Source organism: Pantoea sp. ABR1s (assembly GCF_057812235.1).
Map to the genome: position 1 here is coordinate 2,098,023 of NZ_CM173823.1, position 19,208 is coordinate 2,117,230.

15 protein-coding genes are annotated in these 19,208 nt (G+C 57.9%); 11 read left to right on the top strand and 4 right to left on the bottom strand.

All coding sequences use genetic code 11. From position 1 onward, the window contains the following. The first annotated feature begins 274 nt into the window (after positions 1–274). From guaD to dcp, 5 genes are all read left to right on the top strand, one after another. Positions 275–1,603, top strand: a complete 1,329-nt coding sequence (guaD, locus tag ACXKZD_RS09830) for a guanine deaminase (protein WP_010244825.1) — start codon at positions 275–277, stop codon at positions 1,601–1,603. Continuing rightward, positions 1,600–3,042: a xanthine dehydrogenase small subunit gene (gene xdhA, locus ACXKZD_RS09835; RefSeq protein WP_488981565.1), complete on the top strand. Its 1,443-nt coding sequence runs from the start codon at positions 1,600–1,602 to the stop codon at positions 3,040–3,042. Before guaD ends, xdhA begins: the two co-directional genes overlap by 4 nt. Next, positions 3,032–5,398 (top strand): xanthine dehydrogenase molybdopterin binding subunit, encoded by a 2,367-nt coding sequence (xdhB, locus tag ACXKZD_RS09840; protein ID WP_064691327.1) that lies wholly within the window; start codon positions 3,032–3,034, stop codon positions 5,396–5,398. The genes xdhA and xdhB overlap by 11 nt, the downstream gene beginning before the upstream one ends. After that, complete coding sequence (gene xdhC / locus ACXKZD_RS09845) at positions 5,385–6,161, top strand: xanthine dehydrogenase accessory protein XdhC (RefSeq protein WP_129062932.1); 777 nt, start codon at positions 5,385–5,387, stop codon at positions 6,159–6,161. The genes xdhB and xdhC overlap by 14 nt, the downstream gene beginning before the upstream one ends. 61 nt (positions 6,162–6,222) lie before the next feature. Next, positions 6,223–8,268, top strand: coding sequence for a peptidyl-dipeptidase Dcp (dcp, locus tag ACXKZD_RS09850; protein WP_488981566.1), 2,046 nt, complete (start codon positions 6,223–6,225; stop codon positions 8,266–8,268). Between the two features lie 51 nt (positions 8,269–8,319). Here the strand turns inward: dcp and hpxO are convergent, their stop codons facing one another. Beyond that, on the bottom strand, positions 8,320–9,477 hold the full coding sequence (gene hpxO / locus ACXKZD_RS09855; RefSeq protein ID WP_010244840.1) for an FAD-dependent urate hydroxylase HpxO: 1,158 nt from the start codon (positions 9,475–9,477) through the stop codon (positions 8,320–8,322). Between the two features lie 618 nt (positions 9,478–10,095). Between hpxO and ACXKZD_RS09860 the strand changes: the two genes are divergently transcribed. The 5 genes from ACXKZD_RS09860 to ACXKZD_RS09880 all read left to right on the top strand — a co-directional run bounded on the left by ACXKZD_RS09860 (position 10,096) and on the right by ACXKZD_RS09880 (position 13,788). Further along, positions 10,096–11,277 (top strand): glycosyltransferase family 4 protein, encoded by a 1,182-nt coding sequence (locus tag ACXKZD_RS09860; RefSeq protein ID WP_488981567.1) that lies wholly within the window; start codon positions 10,096–10,098, stop codon positions 11,275–11,277. 67 nt (positions 11,278–11,344) lie between these two features. Then, positions 11,345–11,590, top strand: a complete 246-nt coding sequence (locus tag ACXKZD_RS09865; RefSeq protein WP_022625634.1) for a hypothetical protein — start codon at positions 11,345–11,347, stop codon at positions 11,588–11,590. Positions 11,591–11,621: 31 nt separating this feature from the next. After that, positions 11,622–12,776: a class C beta-lactamase gene (gene ampC / locus ACXKZD_RS09870; protein ID WP_488981568.1), complete on the top strand. Its 1,155-nt coding sequence runs from the start codon at positions 11,622–11,624 to the stop codon at positions 12,774–12,776. Positions 12,777–12,865: 89 nt separating this feature from the next. Then, positions 12,866–13,318, top strand: coding sequence for an Xre family toxin-antitoxin system antitoxin (locus tag ACXKZD_RS09875; protein ID WP_010244850.1), 453 nt, complete (start codon positions 12,866–12,868; stop codon positions 13,316–13,318). After that, positions 13,318–13,788, top strand: a complete 471-nt coding sequence (locus ACXKZD_RS09880) for an RES family NAD+ phosphorylase (RefSeq protein ID WP_033757682.1) — start codon at positions 13,318–13,320, stop codon at positions 13,786–13,788. Before ACXKZD_RS09875 ends, ACXKZD_RS09880 begins: the two co-directional genes overlap by 1 nt. Before the next feature lie 38 nt (positions 13,789–13,826). Here ACXKZD_RS09880 and ACXKZD_RS09885 read toward each other — a convergent pair whose 3' ends face one another. From ACXKZD_RS09885 to ACXKZD_RS09895, 3 genes are all read right to left on the bottom strand, one after another. Then, positions 13,827–15,650 carry a glycoside hydrolase family 15 protein gene (locus ACXKZD_RS09885; protein WP_488981569.1) on the bottom strand — a complete coding sequence of 608 codons (1,824 nt, stop codon included), beginning with the start codon at positions 15,648–15,650 and terminating at the stop codon, positions 13,827–13,829. Between the two features lie 93 nt (positions 15,651–15,743). Then, on the bottom strand, positions 15,744–16,637 hold the full coding sequence (locus ACXKZD_RS09890) for an SDR family oxidoreductase (protein ID WP_010244858.1): 894 nt from the start codon (positions 16,635–16,637) through the stop codon (positions 15,744–15,746). Positions 16,638–16,901: 264 nt separating this feature from the next. Next, entirely contained in the window at positions 16,902–17,936 is a 1,035-nt protein-coding gene (locus ACXKZD_RS09895; RefSeq protein ID WP_022625638.1) for a LacI family DNA-binding transcriptional regulator, read from the bottom strand. Between the two features lie 221 nt (positions 17,937–18,157). On the opposite strand from ACXKZD_RS09895, the gene ACXKZD_RS09900 reads away from it, so the two are divergent. Continuing rightward, positions 18,158–19,183 (top strand): ABC transporter substrate-binding protein, encoded by a 1,026-nt coding sequence (locus tag ACXKZD_RS09900; protein ID WP_033779163.1) that lies wholly within the window; start codon positions 18,158–18,160, stop codon positions 19,181–19,183. Positions 19,184–19,208 lie beyond the last annotated feature (25 nt).

Here is a 19,208-nt window from a genome sequence, read left to right on the forward strand (position 1 = left end):
GGGCAGATTGCACCGTTAAAGGGCAGGTTTGCGGGTAACCCGCCATACTCAAAATGTTCAGGGCGCGCAATATTGAGTAGCAACCGTTTGCATCCGTTCCGCAAACGGTTGCTAAGCCATCTCAGTCCTTATTTGTTGCGCAACTTTCCTCTTTTAACTTATTTGACTGATATTTAAAGAATTTATTCTATTTCAATTCTGGCACGCAGGTTGCACAGGATTATTCAGATAATCATCTGCAGATATAACATCGCGCTTTCAGAAAGGACTACCCATGCTTTCAGCAACCGACACGGCGATACGCGCCAGCTTCTTTGACTTTACCGGCGTGGTGGATCGTCCCGACGACCTGGCCGGCCAGGCCCGCTATCTTGAGGATGCGGTGCTGCTGCTGCGTGATGGATGCGTAGTGGGGCTGGATAGCTGGGAGAATAGCGAGGCGATGCTGGCGGGGCATCCGGTCATCGATCTGCGCGGCAGACTGATCGTGCCGGGCTTTGTCGATACCCACATTCACTATCCGCAGACAGAGATGATTGGCGCATTTGGCGAACAGCTGCTGGAGTGGCTGAATCACTACACCTTCCCGGTTGAAGCGCAGTATCACTGTCCCGATCACGCTGCGCGGATGTCCGCCTTCTTCCTGCATCAGCTGCTTTCCAACGGCACCACCAGCGCGCTGGTGTTTGGCACCGTCCATCCGCAATCGGTGGAGGCGCTGTTCAGCGCCGCCGAAGCGCTGAACATGCGGCTGATTGCCGGGAAAGTGATGATGGATCGCAATGCGCCCGACAACCTGATCGAAACCCCTGAACAGAGCTACCAGCAGACCCGGGCGCTGATTGAGCGCTGGCACCAGCGCGGACGCCTGAGCTACGCCCTGACGCCGCGCTTTGCGCCGACCTCATCCCCACAGCTGCTGGAAAAAGTGCAGCAGCTGCGTCAGGAGTTCCCGGATACCTGGCTGCATACCCATCTCAGCGAAAACCCGCAGGAGGTCGCCTGGGTCAAAGAACTGTTCCCGGAGCGTGAAGGCTATCTGGATGTTTATCATCATCACCAGCTGACCGGCCGCCGCAGCGTCTTTGCTCACTGTCTGCATCTGGAAGAGAACGAATGGCAGTGTCTGCACGATACCGATTCATCCATTGCTTTCTGTCCCACCTCAAACCTGTTTCTCGGCAGTGGCCTGTTTAACCTGAAACGCAGCTGGCAGCAGGGGGTGAAAGTGGGGATCGGCACCGATGTCGGCGCGGGCACCACCTTTAATATGCTGCAGACCCTGGGCGAAGCCTACAAGGTGGGCCAGCTGCAGCACTACCGGCTCAGCGCGGCCGAAGCCTTTTATCACGCCACGCTGGGCGGGGCGCGCGCGCTGGATCTCGACCACGTCATCGGAAATTTCAACATCGGTAAAGAAGCGGATTTTGTGGTGCTTGACCCGGCGGTTTCTGCCCTGCAGCAACTGCGCATCGGCAACAGCAAAGATATCTGGGAAAAACTGTTTGTATTAATGACGCTCGGCGACGACCGCAATATTGCCCAGACCTGGGTAGCCGGTCGTCCGGTCTGGCAGCGCGACGCACAGGAGCAAGCCGCATGATCCAGTTTCTGTTAAATAACCAGCTGGTCAGCGAGGACGCGCTCGACCCCAACCTCACGGTGCTCAACTACCTGCGCACCCGTCAGCAACGCCCTGGCACCAAAGAGGGCTGTGCATCTGGCGACTGTGGCGCCTGCAGTGTGACTCTGGGCAAAGCCGTAGGGGGAACAATGCAGTATGAAACGGTCAACAGCTGCCTGACGCTGGTCTCCGCGTTACAGGGCAAGCAGCTGATTACGGTTGAGGATCTGCGTCACGGCCGCGCACTGCATCCGGCGCAGCAGGCGATGGTCGACTGCCACGGTTCGCAATGCGGATTCTGCACGCCAGGCTTTGTGATGTCGCTGTTCAGCCTGCAAAAAACCGCTTCGGGCTGGGATCGCCATCAGGCGGAAACTGCGCTGGCGGGCAACCTCTGCCGCTGTACCGGTTACCGGCCGATTATGGCCGCCGCCGAACAGCTCTGCTCGCAGCCGGTGACAGACCAGTTCGATCAAGGTGCCGCCGCAACCGTGCAGCGGCTTGAGGCGCTGGCAACCCCGGAGATGCAGGAATTAGGGGGTGAGGGCCGCCGTTGCTTCCTGCCCAAAACCCCGGCTCAGCTGGCGGCGATCTATCTGGCACATCCCGAGGCGAGGCTGATTGCCGGTGGCACCGATCTCAGCCTGCAGATTACCCAGCAGCATAAAAGAATACCGTTGCTGATTGCGCTGGAGCAGGTTGCCGCGCTCAAAGTCTGCAGCGAATTTGATGATCACTACCTGCTGGGCGCAGGGGCTTCGCTGCAGCAGGTCAGCGAATTTCTTGCCAGCCGCATTCCCAGCGTCAGCGAGATGCTGCAACGCTTTGCCTCGCTGCAAATCCGTCTGCAGGGCACATTAGGCGGCAACATCGGTAACGCTTCCCCCATTGGCGACGCCTCGCCGGCGCTGCTGGCCTTAAACGCCAGCCTGTTGTTACAGCGCGGTGAGCAGCAGCGCAGCCTGCCGCTGGATCAGTTCTTTACCGGCTATCGCCAGACCCGGCTCGAAAAAGGGGAGTTTATTCGCGCCATTCGCATCGATAAAGTGACGGTGTCACCTGATTTTGTGGCCTGGAAAGTGTCCAAACGGCTGGACGATGATATCTCCGCCGTGTTCGCCGCTTTTAATCTGCAGATTGAACAGGGCGTAGTCAGTAGTGCCCGCATCGCCTTTGGCGGCATGGCGGCCACACCGCAGCGTGCCCGTCACTGTGAACAGGCATTCATCGGTCAGCCACTGAATGCCGTGACGGTGTCACGCGCAGCCGCGGCGCTGGCAGAGGATTTCCAGCCGCTCTCCGATTTCCGCGCCAGCAGTGACTACCGTCTGCAGGTCGCACGCAACCTGCTGCGCCGCTACTGGCATCGCCACAACGGCGAAATAACCTGTATTGAGGTGGCCCGCTATGTCTCATAACCGTCCTGAACTCAACGAAGAGGTCATTAAGGCGCAGTATGCCGCTGATTTACAGAGCGGCGTCGGTCGCAGTAACCGCCATGAGAGCGCGGAAAAACATGTCTCCGGCGAGGCGCGTTTTATCGATGACAAGCCAGAGCTGCCGGGTCTGCTGCATCTCTGTCCGCGCCTGAGTGAGTATGCTCATGCGCGCATCCTGCATATTGATGTGCAGCCCTGTTATGCCGTTCCCGGCGTCGTCAGCGTCCTGACCTGGCAGGATGTGCCGGGCATCAATGATGTCGGGCCGCTGGAGCCGGGCGACCCGCTGCTGGCCCATGACAAAGTAGAGTATCTGGGACAGATCGTGATCGCGGTGGCGGCGGAATCCCCTGAAGCTGCCCGTCTTGGCGCGGCCGCTGCGGTAATTGAATATGAGGTGCTGGAACCGCTGCTGGATGTGGAACAGGCGCTGGCACATGGCAGCTTTGTGCAGGAACCTCACATTCACCAGCGCGGTGATGTGGAAGCGGCCCTGGCGCGTGCGCCGCATCGGGTCAGCGGGGCGTTTCACATTGGCGGCCAGGAGCATTTCTATCTGGAAACCCAGACGGCAATGGTTATTCCCGGTGAAGATCAGCAGTTGCAGGTCTTCTCCTCAACCCAGAACCCCACCGAAGTGCAGAAACTGGTGGCGGAAGTGATGGGCATCAGCCTGAATCAGGTGACGATAGATATGCGCCGGATGGGCGGTGGCTTTGGTGGTAAAGAGACGCAGGCGGCCGGTGTCGCCTGTCTCTGCGCCATCGTGGCGCGCCAGACCGGCCGGGCGGCGAAGATGCGGCTTTCACGTCGCGACGATATGCGCGTCACCGGCAAACGCCATCCGTTCTTTGTGCGCTACGAAGCGGGCGTTGAAGAGGATGGGCGTCTGTGCGGCATCAAAATCGATCTGGCCGGAAACTGCGGTTATTCGCTGGATCTTAGCGGATCGATTGTCGATCGTGCCATGTTCCACGCCGATAACGCCTATTACCTCGGGGATGCACGGGTAACCGGCTATCGCTGCCGCACGAACACCGCCTCGAACACCGCCTATCGGGGTTTTGGCGGGCCGCAGGGTATGGTGGCGATTGAACAGATCATGGATCACATCGCCCGTGAGCGCGGGCTGGATCCGCTGGCGCTGCGTAAGCGTAACTACTATGGCAAACAGGATCGCAACATCACCCATTACCACCAGCAGGTAGAGGATAACCTGCTGGATGAGATTACCGAACAGCTGGAGCAGAGCAGCGACTATCAGGCTCGCCGCGCGGAGATTAAGGCGTTTAATGCCCGCAGTCCGCTGCTGAAACGCGGCCTGGCGCTGACGCCGGTGAAATTCGGCATCTCCTTTACCTCCAGCTTTCTCAATCAGGCGGGGGCGCTGATCCTGATCTACACCGACGGCACGGTGCAGCTTAACCACGGCGGCACCGAGATGGGCCAGGGCCTGAACACCAAGGTGATTCAGATTGTCGCCGAAGTGCTGCAGATTGAGATCGATAAAATTCAGATCACCGCCACCGACACCGGCAAAGTGCCCAACACCTCGCCAACCGCGGCCTCCAGCGGGGCTGACCTCAATGGCAAAGCGGCGCAGAATGGTGCTGAGATCCTGCGCGACCGTATGACCGCCATGCTCTGCGAGCTACACCAGTGCGACGCGGCGGCGGTGAGCTTCCGCAACGGAGTGGTGCGCGCCGGAGATAAACATTACACCTTCGCCGAGGTGGCGAAGCTGGCGTGGCTGAATCAGGTGCCGCTCTCCGCCACCGGCTACTACCGCGTGCCGGGGATTCATTACGACCGGGTCGCGGGTCGCGGGACGCCGTTCTATTACTACGCTTACGGTGCAGCCTGCTGTGAAGTGGTGATTGATACTCTGACCGGCGAATCCCGCCTGCTGCGCGCCGACATTCTGCATGACGTCGGCGCCTCGCTGAATCCGGCCATCGACATCGGCCAGGTTGAAGGTGGCTTTGTACAGGGCGTCGGCTGGCTTACCTGCGAAGAGCTGGTGTGGAGTGATAAAGGCCAGCTGCTGACCGATGGCCCGGCGAGCTACAAAATTCCCGCCATCAGCGACGTTCCGGCGGACCTGCGGGTCACGCTGGTGGAGAACCGTAAAAACCCTAAAGACACGGTGTTCCACTCCAAGGCCGTAGGTGAACCGCCGTTTATGCTGGGCATCGCCGCCTGGTGTGCCCTGCAGGATGCGGTCGCCAGCGTCTCCGATTACCGGCAGCACCCACTGCTGGATGCGCCCGCCACGCCGGAGCGCATCTTCTGGGGCGTGCAACGCCTGACGGGAGGGGTTGATGATTTATCATGACTGGATTGGCGTGCTGCATCAGCTGCGTGAAAAACGTCAGAGCTGCGTATTAATCACCGTGCTCAGTGAGCACGGTTCGGTGCCGCGCGACAGTGGCAGCAAAATGGTGGTGACGCAGCAGGAGAGTTATCTCACCATCGGTGGCGGTCATCTGGAGTTTGAGTGCATCGCCCAGGCCAGGGCGATGTTGCAGAGTGGGGCGACTGCGCCACACACCGAGGATTTCAGCCTGGGCGCTCGGCTTGGCCAGTGCTGTGGCGGCAAAACCACGCTGCTGTTTGAGCCGCTGCTGCAGGCGCAGCCAGAGATCTACCTTTTTGGCGCAGGCCATGTGGGACAGGCGCTGGTCAACCTGCTGTCAACGTTACCCTGTCACATAAACTGGATCGATAGCCGTCCGGCGCAGTTCAGCCACGTTCCCGCTGGCGTGGTGACGCTGCAGCCGGACGATCCGCTCGACTGCGTAGCACAGGCACCCGCAGGCAGCTACTTCATCATCATGACCCATCATCATCCCCTCGACTTTGAACTGTGCGAGGCGGTGCTGAAGCGCGGCGATTTCCGCTATGCCGGGGTGATCGGTTCTGAAACGAAAAACCAGCGTTTCCGCTACAGGCTGGCGGGCAAGGGCGTCGCGAGCGAAGCGCTGGCGCGCCTGCGCTGTCCGATTGGCCTGCCGGACGTCAAAGGCAAGCTGCCCGCCGAGATTGCGGTGGCGATTGCCGGTGAAATCATCAGCGTTTATCAGCAGCACGTCGCCTGAGTTGTCGCCTGCGCGGCAACCTGTCAGGATAAGACTTTGCGATGCCCACCAGGAGCGAACCATGAACGCCCGTCAGAATCCCTTCTTTAGCGTCAGCACACTGCCTTACCAGACTCCTCCTTTTGACCAGATTGAGGAGCAGGATTTTCTGCCCGCGCTGCAGGCGGGCATTGAGGAGAAGCGTCAGGAGATCGAGGCGATCGCACTGAACAGCGACGCGCCCAGCTTTTTCAACACTTATGAGGCGCTGGAGAGGAGCGGACAACTGCTCAACCGGGTGAATCTGGTGTTCAGTGCCATGACCTCGGCGCATACCAGCCCGTATCTGCAGCAGGTGGATGAGGAGATTGCGCCTCAGCTCACCGCGCTCAACGATGACATCATGCTTAATCGCCCGCTGTTTTCGCGGCTCGATGCGGTTTATCTGCAGCGCGCTAAACTGGATGCCGAATCAAAACGGCTGGTCGAGGTGATCTGGCAGCGCTTTCAACTGGCGGGGGCTAATCTGCCGGAAGCGCAGAAACAGCAGCTCAAGACACTGAATCAGGATGCGGCCCGCCTCGGTACCCGCTTCACCAACAAATTGCTGGCCGCCACTAAAGCGGGCGGGCTGGTCGTCGATGATCTGCAGAAGCTGGCGGGACTCTCACCGGCCGATCTGGCGGTGGCGCAGGCGGAAGCGCAGGCTCGCGGACTGGAAAAGCGCTGGCTGCTGGTGCTGCAAAACACCACCCAGCAACCCGCACTACAGAGCCTGGCCGATCGCGCAACCCGTGAAGCGCTGTTTAAGGCGGGCGTGACGCGCACTGAAAAAGGCGATGAGAACGACACCCGCGAGCTGGTATTACGTCTGGCGCAGGTCAGGGCCGAGCAGGCGCGGCTGCTGGGATTTGCCAGCTATGCCGAGTGGAAGCTACAGGATCAGATGGCCAAAACGCCTAAGGCGGCGCTGGCGTTTATGCATAACATCGTGCCTGCCGCGCGCGGTCGTGCGGAGCGTGAAGCGGCGGCTATCCAGCAGACCATCGACCAGCAGCAGGGCGATTTTACCCTGCAGGCCTGGGACTGGCGTTTTTATGCCGAACAGGTGCGGCGTGCCCGTTACGATCTGGATGAGAACCAGATTAAGCCCTATTTTGAACTGAACTCGGTGCTGCAGAATGGCGTGTTCTGGGCAGCGACGCAGCTCTATGGCATCCGTTTCACGCCGCGACAGGATCTGCCGGTTTACCATCCCGACGTCCAGGTCTATGAGATTTTTGACGCCGATGAGACCCCGCTGGCGCTGTTTTACACCGACTTCTTTAAGCGCGACAGCAAAGGCGGCGGCGCCTGGATGAGCAACTTCGTCAACCAGTCTACGCTGCTCGACAGCAAACCGGTGATCTACAACGTCTGTAACTACACCAAACCGCCAGCCGGTGAACCGGCACTGCTGAGCTGGGACGACGTCATCACGATGTTTCACGAGTTCGGTCACACGCTGCACGGTCTGTTTGCCAGCCAGCGCTATCCGAGCCTGTCGGGAACGGAAACCCCGCGCGATTTCGTTGAGTTTCCTTCGCAGATCAACGAGCACTGGGCCAGCGAGCCAGCGGTGTTCCGCAACTACGCCCGCCACTATCAGACTCAGGCGCTGATGCCCGCTGAGCTGCATGAAAAGATCGTCCGGGCCGCCACGTTTAACAAAGGCTACGAGATGAGCGAGCTGCTGGCTGCCGCGCTGCTGGATCTGCACTGGCACAGCCTTAACCGTGATTCCGCGCCGCAAAGCGTGGAGGGATTCGAGCAGCAGGCGTTACAGAGCGATAATCTGGCGCTGACGGCGGTGCCGCCGCGCTATCGCTCCAGCTATTTCCAGCACATCTGGGGCGGTGGCTATGCAGCAGGATATTACGCCTATATCTGGACGCAGATGCTCGCCGACGATGGCTATCAGTGGTTTGCGGAACAGGGCGGACTGACGCGCGAGAACGGCGACCTCTTCCGACAGAAAATTCTGTCGCGGGGGAACAGCAGCGATCTCAAAACACTGTATGAAAGCTGGCGGGGCGGGCCTCCGCAGCTGGAGCCCATGCTGAAAAATCGTGGTCTGGCGGAGTCATAGCAGAACGGGCTGTCACGCGCTGGTCGCGCTGGCAGCCCGGTTTTATTCGTGTTAACCCAGCGGGCCACCTTCAATGGTTTCGCACATTCCGGCCAGCACCCGTTCACCGGTTTCGCTTTTCAGAGAGTCATACCATTCTGCCGTGATCGCCGGATCGCGCGCATGGGTGACGTCACAGCGTTTGCGCGCTTTCAGTACCAGATCTTTTACCCGTTCAACCCGTCGCGCCTGATAGCGCAGCAGTGCATCTTCAATACCCAGTGAATGAGAAGCCAGCGTCGAGGCCAGTACCACGGCATCCTCCATCGCCGCGCAGCCGCCCTGACCGATATCGGGCGTGGTGCTGTGGGCAGCATCGCCCAGCAGGGCCACACGTCCTTTAACAAAGCGGCTGAAAGGTTCAATGTCGTGGATCTCAACCCGATTGGTGGTGTCAGGATTGATTGCCGCGATCAGCTGCTGTACCGGCTCCGCCCAGCCCTGAAAATAGCCGGTTAAGTCCGCTTTCACCGTGCTGCGATCCTGCGGCAGTCCCTTCGGCAGCGGCACATCAAAGAAGAAGTAGAATCGATTGCCGCTGACCGGCATCAGCGACACCCGCTTGCCGTCACCGACAAAGGTGGTCCACTGATCGGCGGGCGCAATCTTCTCATCAATGGTGACCAGGCCATTCCAGTTAACGTAACCGGCGTAACGTCGTTCCAGCTTCTGCTCCAGCACATACTCGCGGATCACCGAATGGGTGCCATCGGCGGCAATCAGGAAATCGCCGGTGGCCTGAGTGTTGTCGGAAAAGGTGGCAATCACGCCACTACCGGTCTGCTCGACCTGGATCACCCGCTTACCAAACTGCACCCGTTCACGCCCGAAGGTATCAATCAGCATCGCCTGCAGTTCTGCCCGCGCCACCGGACAGGGATATTCACCAACCTGCTGCACCAGCGGCGCCATACTGAAGCGGGTCAGGGGCGCGCCGGTGGTGCCATCGTGATAGGCCATATAGGCCATGTTCCCGCCCAGCTCACGCAGCGCGGTTTTCATGCCCAGCGCATTCAGGCATTTAACCCCGTTGGGCCAGATGGAAATCGCCGCGCCGACGGGCTTCATCTCCTTTACGGCTTCAAAGACCTCAACGTCAATTCCGGATTTCTCCAGCGCAATGGCACTACTCATGCCGCCTATACCGCCACCAATCACGATTGCTTTCATAATGCTCTCCTGTCTGCATACGTCACTTCCTGCAACTTTTGTACCAGAGAGATGGTGGTAGAGAGTTTCATATAAATAACAATGTAAATCATAGGCTTAATGTATAATGGGGGCACCTGACTCCCGCCTTCCTCTTAATCAGTTGCACTGAATTGTGGCAAACGGGCGTGCAAAAAGGGTGCGGCTATAACCGTACTGCATCATTTGTTTCATTATCGCCCGTCTGTGTCTGTGTTAATCATCAGCCAGTGGAACGCGCCGGGCACTTTTCAGCATGGTCATTCTTATTACTTTAAAAGTTATTAACTAAAATCCTCATCCGCTTCGCTAATATTCCTGACAATTAATTAAACATTTACATAACAACTGGCGCGAATATTTCCCGGGAAATAATCGTTATATTCAATAAGGGGTTAGCCTGACACAGTTAAACACACCTGTTAATAAAAAATGCAAATTCATAACCAGACACAACTGTGTCTGTTTTAGCACCGTGCGCAATCATTAGCAAAAGCGTTCAGACCGCGTCATTACGGGCTTTTAGGATATTGCTCAGACCCGCCAGTCACGATCACGTGATATAGATCACTCCGGACACAAGGACTCTGGAAGGCGAACATGAAAATTGGAATCACGAATAACCAGTATCCGGAGCAGCGTAATATCTTAGTTAATCCGGATAACGAATATATCAATCTGAAAAAGAGCAATCTGTTCTACTTTATTAATCCGTTACGAACCCGATTGCTCAAAAAAAATAAAACCTTTGTCTTTCAGCCTGTGCCTTTTTCAGGGGCATCGCGGGCTGACATCCTGCATCTGTTCAATGAAGTGGCGATAACCCCTCAGAAGTGGGTCGCGTCGTTTGAAACGGAGCTGCCGCGTGTGCTGCCGGTGGCGGGCGTCGCCAAGCAGGACAACCCCGAGCTGAAACGCCTCATTCCTTATCTGTTAAAAGATAACTGCCTGGGGTTGATTGCCATCTCAGATGCCACCCTGAACATTCAGATGAAACTGTTCAGGCCTGATATTGCCCAGCAAATCCGCCGTAAAACCCTGGTGCTGCATCCGCCGCAGAAGCTGTTTGTCCAGCAGAAAACGCCGCGTCAGACCGGTATTCTGAAACTGACCTTTGCCGGTAACGAGTTCTACCGCAAAGGCGGGGCTGAAGTCGTGCTGGCGATCAGTGAGCTGATTGAAGAGCGCAAACTGGAAGAGTCGCAGCTGGATGTGCAGCTGATTGGCGATCTCGCCAAGCGTCGTAACGTGGCGCACCGCCAGTTCCAGGATGATGAGACGTTCTGTAGTGGCATTGAGAACCGCATCAAACGCTATCGCTGCTTCACGCATCATTCACAGATGGATAACGGCGCCCTGATGCAGCTGTTCCGCCAGAGCGATGCCGGACTGCTACCAACCTGGCAGGAGACGTACGGTTTCTCAGTGCTGGAGATGCAGGCTAACGGCTGCCCGGTGATCACCAGCAACGTGCGCGCGTTGCCAGAGATTAATCCCGCCAGCGCAGGCTGGGTGATTGCGAGTCCGCTGAACGCTGACCGTGAATACAGTATTACCTCGCCAGAGCAGAAAACGCAGTTGCGTCAGTCGCTGGTGGAGGGGCTGAAATCGATACTGCTCGCTATTATCGACCGTCCTGAGATGCTGCAGGAGAAAGGTGAGGCGGCGATTCTGCGCATCAAAGATCAGCATGACACCCAGCGTTACATTGCCCGGCTCAACGATATCTACAGCCGTGGCGTGATTAATGTCACTCAACATCCCCCTGTGGTCTCAATTTGATTAGATTTCTCTGACGGGGCGCGCCAGACTGGCCATACTTAGTGCAGCGTCCCTCTGGAGAACTCTTATGAAAATGATCATCAGCCTGCTGCTGTCCGGATTACTGGGCAGCAGCGCCTTCGCTCAGCCCGCACCGCTTTTTCCGGCCCGCGCGCCCCTGGCACAGCTGACGCCCGTCGCTGCCCGCTGCGATGTCTCCGCCTGTCAGACCAACTGCTACACAGAACAATCGCACTGCAACACCCGGGACAACGGTGGCTGCAGTTCTCAGGCTCAGATGTGCGTGCAGGCCTGTGCCGACCAGTGTAAATAATTTAATTCAGTGAAGAATCCCTTAGTTGCCAATGAAAAAGTCTTTGTTTTATCTCTCGTTATTCTCTCTTTCTGCCAGCTGTGTCGCCGCCGATCTCTCTTCACAGCAGGTTACTTCTCTGGTTAAAGCCGCGATCGAACCGCTGATGGAGCAGCAGGAGATCCCCGGCATGTCGGTGGCGGTGCTTTACAAAGGCCGGGCGCAGTTTGTGAACTTCGGCGTGGCCGATCTCGAATCACGCCGCCGGGTCACGGAAAACACGCTGTTTGAGCTGGGTTCCGTGAGCAAAACCTTTACCGGCACGCTGGCCGGCGTCATGATCCGCAACGGCGAAATACGCCTTAACGATCCGGTGCAGAAGTACTGGCCGCAGCTGACCGGTGAGCAGTGGCGTCCGGTGCGGATGCTGCATCTGGCGACCTATACCGCGGGCAGCCTGCCTCTACAGTTGCCGGATGATGTCACCGATCAGGCTTCGCTGCTGCGTTTCTATCAGGAATGGCAGCCAGAGGCAGCGCCCGGCACGCTCCGGCAGTACTCTAACGCCAGCATCGGTCTGTTTGGTTCGCTGATGGTGAAAGGGGATTATGAGCAGGCGATGGCGCGAAATGTGTTTCAGCCACTGCGTCTGACGCGCACCTATATCACCGTGCCGCCCTCGATGATGCTGGACTACGCCTGGGGCTATAAAAATGGCCAGCCGGTACGGGTCTCACCCGGCATGCTGGATGCAGAAGCCTACGGCGTTAAATCCACCGCGCGTGACATGCTCACCTTTATGCAGGCAAATGTGGATCCTAACCGCCTCTCTTCGGGGAATGCCGTGCTGCGTAATGCCATTCGCACCGCGCAGGCGCGCTACTTCAAAGTCGGCACCTTGTTTCAGGGACTGGGCTGGGAGATCTACGACTGGCCGGTGACTGCCGACACGCTGATGGGTGACAGCGATAATGGTGTTGCGCTGCAACCCCGCCCGGCAACGCTGCTCAATCCGGTCGGGCCGTCGCAGAGCGCCAGCTGGGTGCATAAAACCGGTGCAACCAATGGATTTGGTGCCTATATCGCCTTTATTCCTGAGAGGAACAGCGGCATCGTGATACTCGCCAACAAGAATTACCCTAATCCGCTGCGTATAAAGGCGGCGTGGCAGATTCTGCAGGCGTTACAGCAGGAGAAGCCTGAGTAACAGGCATCACGCTTGCTCAGCGACGGGGTAAAGCTGGCACCGCCTGTTCATTTGCGCTAAAATAAAAATCAAATGAACAGGAGGCTGCTATGTCTATCGCCATCTACACACCCGCTCAGCATCGTCGCGACAATTCGCTGCTGCATGCCCTGAATCTGCCGGAAACACTGCCTGATGCGCACCAGCGTATTGCGGTAGGGTTCAGCAGCGGCGTGCTGAAACGCACGGCGTCGTTGTCTACTTTTGACGAGGGCTGGCTGTGCCGTCTGGCGGGCATTGATCGCACCACCTACAACCGCAAAGTTAAAGATCCGCAGCAGACCTTTTCGCCCGATCAGAGCGGACGGATCTACATGCTGATCCGCGTCCTCTCTGCCGCCAGCAAACTGTTCCGCGACGACAGGCAGCGTCTGGTGCAGTGGCTGGAAACGCCCGCCAAAGCGCTGGGCGGTAAGAAACCGGCGGAGATGACCACCACGGTGGCGGGTGCAGAAGCGGTGATTAACCTGATTGGCCAGCTTGAGCATGGCGTGATTACCTGATGGCGGTACGTTTCTTTCGCCTGGTGAAGAGTGAGTATGCGATAACCGCCTTTGATGGTTTTGGTGCCCGCACTTACGGGGGGCGCTGGAATTCCGTGGGAACGGTCTGTGTCTATATGGGATCAAGCCGGGCGCTCTGTGTACTTGAGGCGCTGGTTCATCTCACCATTCAGGATCTGTCACACGACTACTCAATGCTGTCGATTAGCGTCCCTGAATCGCTGATTACAGAGCTCTCGCTGGCGGCACTACCCGATGACTGGCAGGCCGATCCCGCGCCATCGTCCACGCGGCAAATTGGTGACGACTGGCTTGCCAGCCCGGATAACGGCCTTGTGCTGAAGGTACCGAGCACGCTGACCGGCGAGTGGAATGCGCTGTTCAATCCCCGTCATCCGGCAGCGGCTGGCATCATCAGTAAGGTGGTGGTGGAGCCATTTTTCTTCGATCCGCGTTTCAGGCTGCAGTAGGGCACGGATTCGCCACTTTCTAAGCGCAACATCTCACATCACGCTGGGGCCTGCGATCCCGCTAGCGCCTGCGCCGCGCAGATCAGCGCCAGATGACTCAGCCCCTGTGGCATATTGCCGCGCCAGCTCTGGCTGCGGACGTCATACATCTCATTGAAGATATCGACATTACCGTGGCCGTTCAGCGTAGCCAGAATCTCCTGCATCGCCTGTTCTGCCTCATCTGCCTTACCCATCTCTGCCCAGGCTTCCACCAGCCAGAAGGCGCAGGCGAGAAAGGTACTCTCTTCTTCTCTGACCCCGCTGTAGCGATAGAGCATGGCGCTGCCGTCACCCAGTTTTTGCCGGATAGCAAGGTAGGTCGAGAGCATCCGCTGCGGATTGACCGCGTTGCCGTAGCTGTGAACCAGCGCCAGCGACGCGTCGAGGCGATCGTCACTGCCGGCGTAAAAGAGATAAGCCTGCTGTTGCTCTGACCAGCAGTGCGACTCAATCCAGTCGCGGATACGGTCACGTTCCCGCTGCCAGCGTCCCAGCCAGGTCGGTTCGATATGCTGGCTTTCTGCCAGCGCCACCGCCCGATCCAGCGCCATCCAGCAGGCCATTTTGGAGTGGGTGTAGTGTTGCAACTCCGGCAGCTCCCAGATGCCGCAATCCTTCTGCCGCCAGTGATCGGCGCAGCAGTTCGCCAGCTCGCCCAGCATGCGCGAGGTGGTGATATCCAGCACGTGTCCCGCCTCGATAAAATGCTGGGCTGTCACCAGCATGTCGCCATACATACTGAGCTGCAGCTGGTCGCGGGCATTATTGCCGACCCGCACCGGCTGAGAGTTCTGATAGCCGCTCAGCGGCGGATAACGTTCAGCGGGGACCTCATCACCATTCAGGGCATAGCAGGCGCGCAGCCTGACGCCATGGCGCATGATGGTCTGCGACAGCCAGGAAAAGGCCGCCTTACAATCTTCCAGCGCCCCGAGATAGACGAAGGCTTTAATAATCAGGCAGGCGTCGCGCACCCAGGCGTAGCGGTAATCATAATTTTTTTCGCCGCCGATCCCCTCCGGCAGGGAGGTGGTGGCAGCAGCAGCCAGCGCGCCGGTCGGGGAGTACCAGAGAAACTTCAGCGACAGGGCTGAGCGCTTCACCAGCGTCGGGTAGCGGCCCTCATAACTCAGGCTCTCCACCCAGCTGGTCCAGCCGGTGTGGCTGGTTTCAATCCGCTGATCGATAGCCTCCAGCGGCGGCACCGCCAGCGGCTCTTTCTCGGTCACCAGCAGCGCGCAGAGCGAGCGGGAACCGGCATAGGTACGCAGCGTAGCGCAGACCTGCTCGTCATCCAGCTCTGTGATCTGAATATCTTCGCTGGTGCGCAACATCGCCATGATCTCCGCGATGTGAAACACCTTGCCTTTCTCATTATCGGCCACCCACGGTGAACGGGTTTCGGCGGCGGTGCCGAAGCGCAGGGTGATCGCTAATTCCACTTCACCGCTGACACCCTCTATGCGGCGAGCCAGTTCGCACCAGGGCAGACGGCCCGCCAGCGTGCTGTTAATCGATTCGGTCAGCAGCACGGTGCCGTCACGGGTTTCGAAGCGGGTCTCCAGCACGTTGCTGTTATCGCGGTAGCGGCGTGAGACCTGATAAGGCGCACGCGGGACAATCTGGAAGTAACCACCGAGTCCGGCATCAAGCAGGCGATCAAACAGGGGCTTTGCGTCGAGATTGGGCGCGCACCACCAGTCAATGGAACCGTCCGGCGCAATCAGCGCAACAGAACGGCCTTCACCAATGGCGGCATAATCACCCAGGCCCGCAAAGCCCTCTTTTCTGACCGGCGAATGAAAGATCGGGTTTTCCATAATCTGCTTCCTTATATCACGGTGGCGAGGTTTCTTCAGCGGGGCAAAAGCGGGACAAAAAAATGGCCGCGTTATGCGGCCACCTGAGTGAGATTACAGCGTACCGGTGCCGCCATCAGAACACCAGACCTGCCCGGATGAGTAACTGCTCTCGGTTGAGGCCAGGGTAACGTAGAGTGGGGCGATCTCAACCGGCTGGCCCGGACGGCCCATCGGTGTATCGGCACCAAACTGCTTCACTTTCTCCATCGGCTGTCCGCCGCTGGACTGCAGCACGGTCCAGTACGGCCCTGGTGCAACGGCGTTAACCCGGATACCGTCACCACCCAGCTGCTTCGCCAGGGATTTGGTAAAGGCGACGATGGCCGCTTTGGTCTGCGCATAGTCGAGCAGAATATCGCTGGGTTTAAACGCCTGTACGGACGAGGTATTAATAATGGACGCACCGCGTGGCAGATATTCCAGCGCCGCTTTGGTGATCCAGAACATCGCATAAACGTTGGTTTTAAACGTTGCGTCAAAATCTTCCGTACTCAGGGTCCGGATGGACTCATTAAATTGCTGACGACCGGCGTTATTAACCAGAATATCCAGGCCACCTAATTTATCGGCTGCCTCTTTGACCAGCTGCTGACAGAATTCTTCAGAACGAATGTCGCCCGGAATAGCAAAAACTTTACGGCCTTCCGCTTCGATTAATTTAATCACTTCATCGGCGTCGGGCTGTTCTTCCGGCAGGTAGTTAATCACCACATCTGCGCCTTCACGGGCATAAGCGATAGCCACCGCGCGGCCAATACCGGAGTCACCGCCGGTGATCAGCGCCTTGCGGCCGGTCAGTCGGCCCGTGCCGCGATAGCTGGTTTCACCGTGGTCGGGAACCGGGATCATTTTGCTGGCCAGGCCTGGCGCCTGTTGTGGCTGGTCCTCAAAAGGAGGTTTAGGAAATTGATCCAGATCGAGCGTCTTGTTAGTTGGTGTAGCCATTGTATGCTCCTTGAACAGAGTTATCTGAGACATTAAGCCTGGCACAAATGTGATATTTGTCACATCTGACTGCTGATTCATTGAGCAGTTAAAACCAGAAGAACTTAATAATGCAGATAAAGCGTAGACAGAAAATCGGAACACTGTGCAGTAGCGTCCGATTATTTTTCAGTGCAGGGGCGGGATATTTAAAGCGAAGCGTAAGATCGGTTGTGGATTATTTCAGGGCGCAATTACATAGCGGAAGAAAATAAAAAAGGGCGTTTAACCGCCGCGTACCGAACCGCGCCAGACCACATCTACCGGATATATTCTCCGCTCCTGCTGCTGTTCATTTTTTGGCATCAGCGTCTCCGGTTGCGCTTCCGTCTCCACCAGCCAGGCAATGGCATCGCGGGCGAACTGTTCCACCGGCTGTGCAAAGGTCGTGAGGTTGTAAGAGGCCCAGCCCGACTGCGCGATATTATCGTGTCCGATGATGCAGAGATCGTCCGGAATACGCAGCGCAAAGCGGTGACGCGCCTCATCCATAAAGCCGCAGGCGAGCAGGTCGGTGGCACAGTACACCGCATCAGGGCGAACTTTACGCGTCAGCAGACGCTGGGCCAGAATCTGACCGCTTTCGTAAGAGGTGGTGCCGAACCGCTCCACCTGGACCGTGACGCCCACTTTTTGCGCGGCGGCCAGAAAATCCGCTTCGCGCTTCAGCAGACTCGGCGTTCCCGCCAGTGAATTGACAAAGGCGATGCGGCTGCATCCCGCCCGCACAAACGCGTTAACCGCCATTTCTGCGGCGGGGCGGGAGTCGAGATTGATACTGAGCGTGCCGGGCAGGGACTCGTCGCGGTTAATCAGCACCAGATGCTGACCATGTTTGTAGCAGAGCCGGGTAATGCCGCTGTCCGGCATGCCGGAGAGAATAATCGATGCGTCGGCGCGAAAATTAATCGCCTGCTGCAGCGCGGCGGAAACGCGCGCATCGGATCGGTCAGTGTTAATCAGCATCGCCACTTTTCCCGCTTCCTGCAGATACTGGGTCATCCAGCGCACCAGGCTGGCACGGTAGGGCGTGTCCACCTCGGAGGCAATTAAGCAGACGATGCCGCTGCGGTTGCGCACCAGGCCGCGCGCCAGATGATTGACGTGATAGCCCAGTTCCTCCGCCGCTTTCATCACCCGCTGACGGGTAGCATCAGACACGCTGGCTCCCGGTGTAAAGGTGCGGGAGACTGCTGAGCGGGAGACGCCCGCCCGGTCAGCCACATCCTGCGCACTCACCACCGCCTTTAGCTGCTGCATGTTCTCTCCTCGCCTGACATTGTCTGCACTGAGTTTGCCTGAAGTTGCAAGGCTGTGCAAAAAATACAGGCGGGCGAAAGGTTTCAAATTTGTGACAGCGACTGACAATTGCTTAACAACTAAATTGACACTGCAGCAGGGCCGCCGTACTAATCTGCACATATGTTTGCACACATGTGCAAAAGCTGGCGCGCCTGCGTCATCCAGCCCAGGAGAACACCATGCGTTATTCCTCTCTGCTCGCTGCTGTAATCGTCTGCCCTATAGTGCCGTTTGCTGCCTCGGCGGCGGGCAATCTTAATATGATCTGCTCAGCCGATGTGGTGGTGTGCGAACAGATGACCACGCTGTTCAGCCAGTCCCATCCCGATATTAAACTCAGCATGGTGCGGCTCTCTGCCGGTGAAGCCTATGCCCGTATCCGCAGCGAGGCACGCAATCCCCGTACCGATATCTGGTGGGCCGGTACCGGCGATCCGCATATGCAGGCCGCCGAAGAGGGGCTGACCCAGGCCTATAAATCGCCACTGCTCGATCAGCAACAGCCCTGGTCACAAAAAGTGGCGGAGATCTCCGGTTATCGCACCGTGGGCGTTTATGCCGGTGCGCTGGGCTGGGGCTATAACACCAGACTGCTGGCGGAGAAAAAGCAGAAAGTGCCTGCCTGCTGGGCGGATTTACTCGACCCTGGCTTTAAAGGCGAGATTCAGATCGCCAATCCCAACTCTTCCGGCACGGCCTATAACACCCTGGCGACGCTGGTGCAGATCATGGGCGAAGACAAAGCCTTTGACTACCTGAAGAAGCTCAACGCCAACATCTCGCAATATACCAAGTCCGGCTCTGCTCCGGTCAAAGCCGCCGCGCGCGGTGAAACCACCATCGGCATTGTCTTTATGCATGATGCCGTCGCGATGGAAGTAGATGGCTTCCCGATTAAGCCCGTCGCGCCCTGTGAAGGCACTGGCTATGAAATAGGTTCGATGTCGATCATCAAAGGGGCACGAAACCTGGCCAATGCCAAAGCCTGGTATGACTGGGCGCTCAGCGCTAAAGCACAGTCGCATATGAAAGAGGCGAAATCGTTCCAGCTGCCCTCTAACCGCAAGGCGGAGATCTCTGAATATGCACCGCGCTTCGAGAACATCAGGCTGATCGATTATGACTTTAAAACCTATGGTGACTCAGCAAAACGCAAAGCGCTGCTGGGCCGCTGGGATAAAGAGATTGGTGCCAGCGCACAATAACGGTGGTGCGCCCCCGGCCACCTGA

What these genes read in the sequence shown, in the direction of transcription:
- ACXKZD_RS09880 (WP_033757682.1), top strand. Translation starts at nt 13,318, where the DNA reads ATGGCGGTACGTTTCTTTCGCCTGGTGAAGAGTGAGTATGCGATAACC.
- guaD (WP_010244825.1), top strand. Translation starts at nt 275, where the DNA reads ATGCTTTCAGCAACCGACACGGCGATACGCGCCAGCTTCTTTGACTTT.
- ACXKZD_RS09885 (WP_488981569.1), bottom strand. Translation starts at nt 15,650, where the DNA reads ATGGAAAACCCGATCTTTCATTCGCCGGTCAGAAAAGAGGGCTTTGCG.
- xdhC (WP_129062932.1), top strand. Translation starts at nt 5,385, where the DNA reads ATGATTTATCATGACTGGATTGGCGTGCTGCATCAGCTGCGTGAAAAA.
- ACXKZD_RS09900 (WP_033779163.1), top strand. Translation starts at nt 18,158, where the DNA reads ATGCGTTATTCCTCTCTGCTCGCTGCTGTAATCGTCTGCCCTATAGTG.
- xdhA (WP_488981565.1), top strand. Translation starts at nt 1,600, where the DNA reads ATGATCCAGTTTCTGTTAAATAACCAGCTGGTCAGCGAGGACGCGCTC.
- ACXKZD_RS09860 (WP_488981567.1), top strand. Translation starts at nt 10,096, where the DNA reads ATGAAAATTGGAATCACGAATAACCAGTATCCGGAGCAGCGTAATATC.
- ACXKZD_RS09890 (WP_010244858.1), bottom strand. Translation starts at nt 16,637, where the DNA reads ATGGCTACACCAACTAACAAGACGCTCGATCTGGATCAATTTCCTAAA.
- ampC (WP_488981568.1), top strand. Translation starts at nt 11,622, where the DNA reads ATGAAAAAGTCTTTGTTTTATCTCTCGTTATTCTCTCTTTCTGCCAGC.
- ACXKZD_RS09895 (WP_022625638.1), bottom strand. Translation starts at nt 17,936, where the DNA reads ATGCAGCAGCTAAAGGCGGTGGTGAGTGCGCAGGATGTGGCTGACCGG.
- ACXKZD_RS09875 (WP_010244850.1), top strand. Translation starts at nt 12,866, where the DNA reads ATGTCTATCGCCATCTACACACCCGCTCAGCATCGTCGCGACAATTCG.
- xdhB (WP_064691327.1), top strand. Translation starts at nt 3,032, where the DNA reads ATGTCTCATAACCGTCCTGAACTCAACGAAGAGGTCATTAAGGCGCAG.
- hpxO (WP_010244840.1), bottom strand. Translation starts at nt 9,477, where the DNA reads ATGAAAGCAATCGTGATTGGTGGCGGTATAGGCGGCATGAGTAGTGCC.
- dcp (WP_488981566.1), top strand. Translation starts at nt 6,223, where the DNA reads ATGAACGCCCGTCAGAATCCCTTCTTTAGCGTCAGCACACTGCCTTAC.
- ACXKZD_RS09865 (WP_022625634.1), top strand. Translation starts at nt 11,345, where the DNA reads ATGAAAATGATCATCAGCCTGCTGCTGTCCGGATTACTGGGCAGCAGC.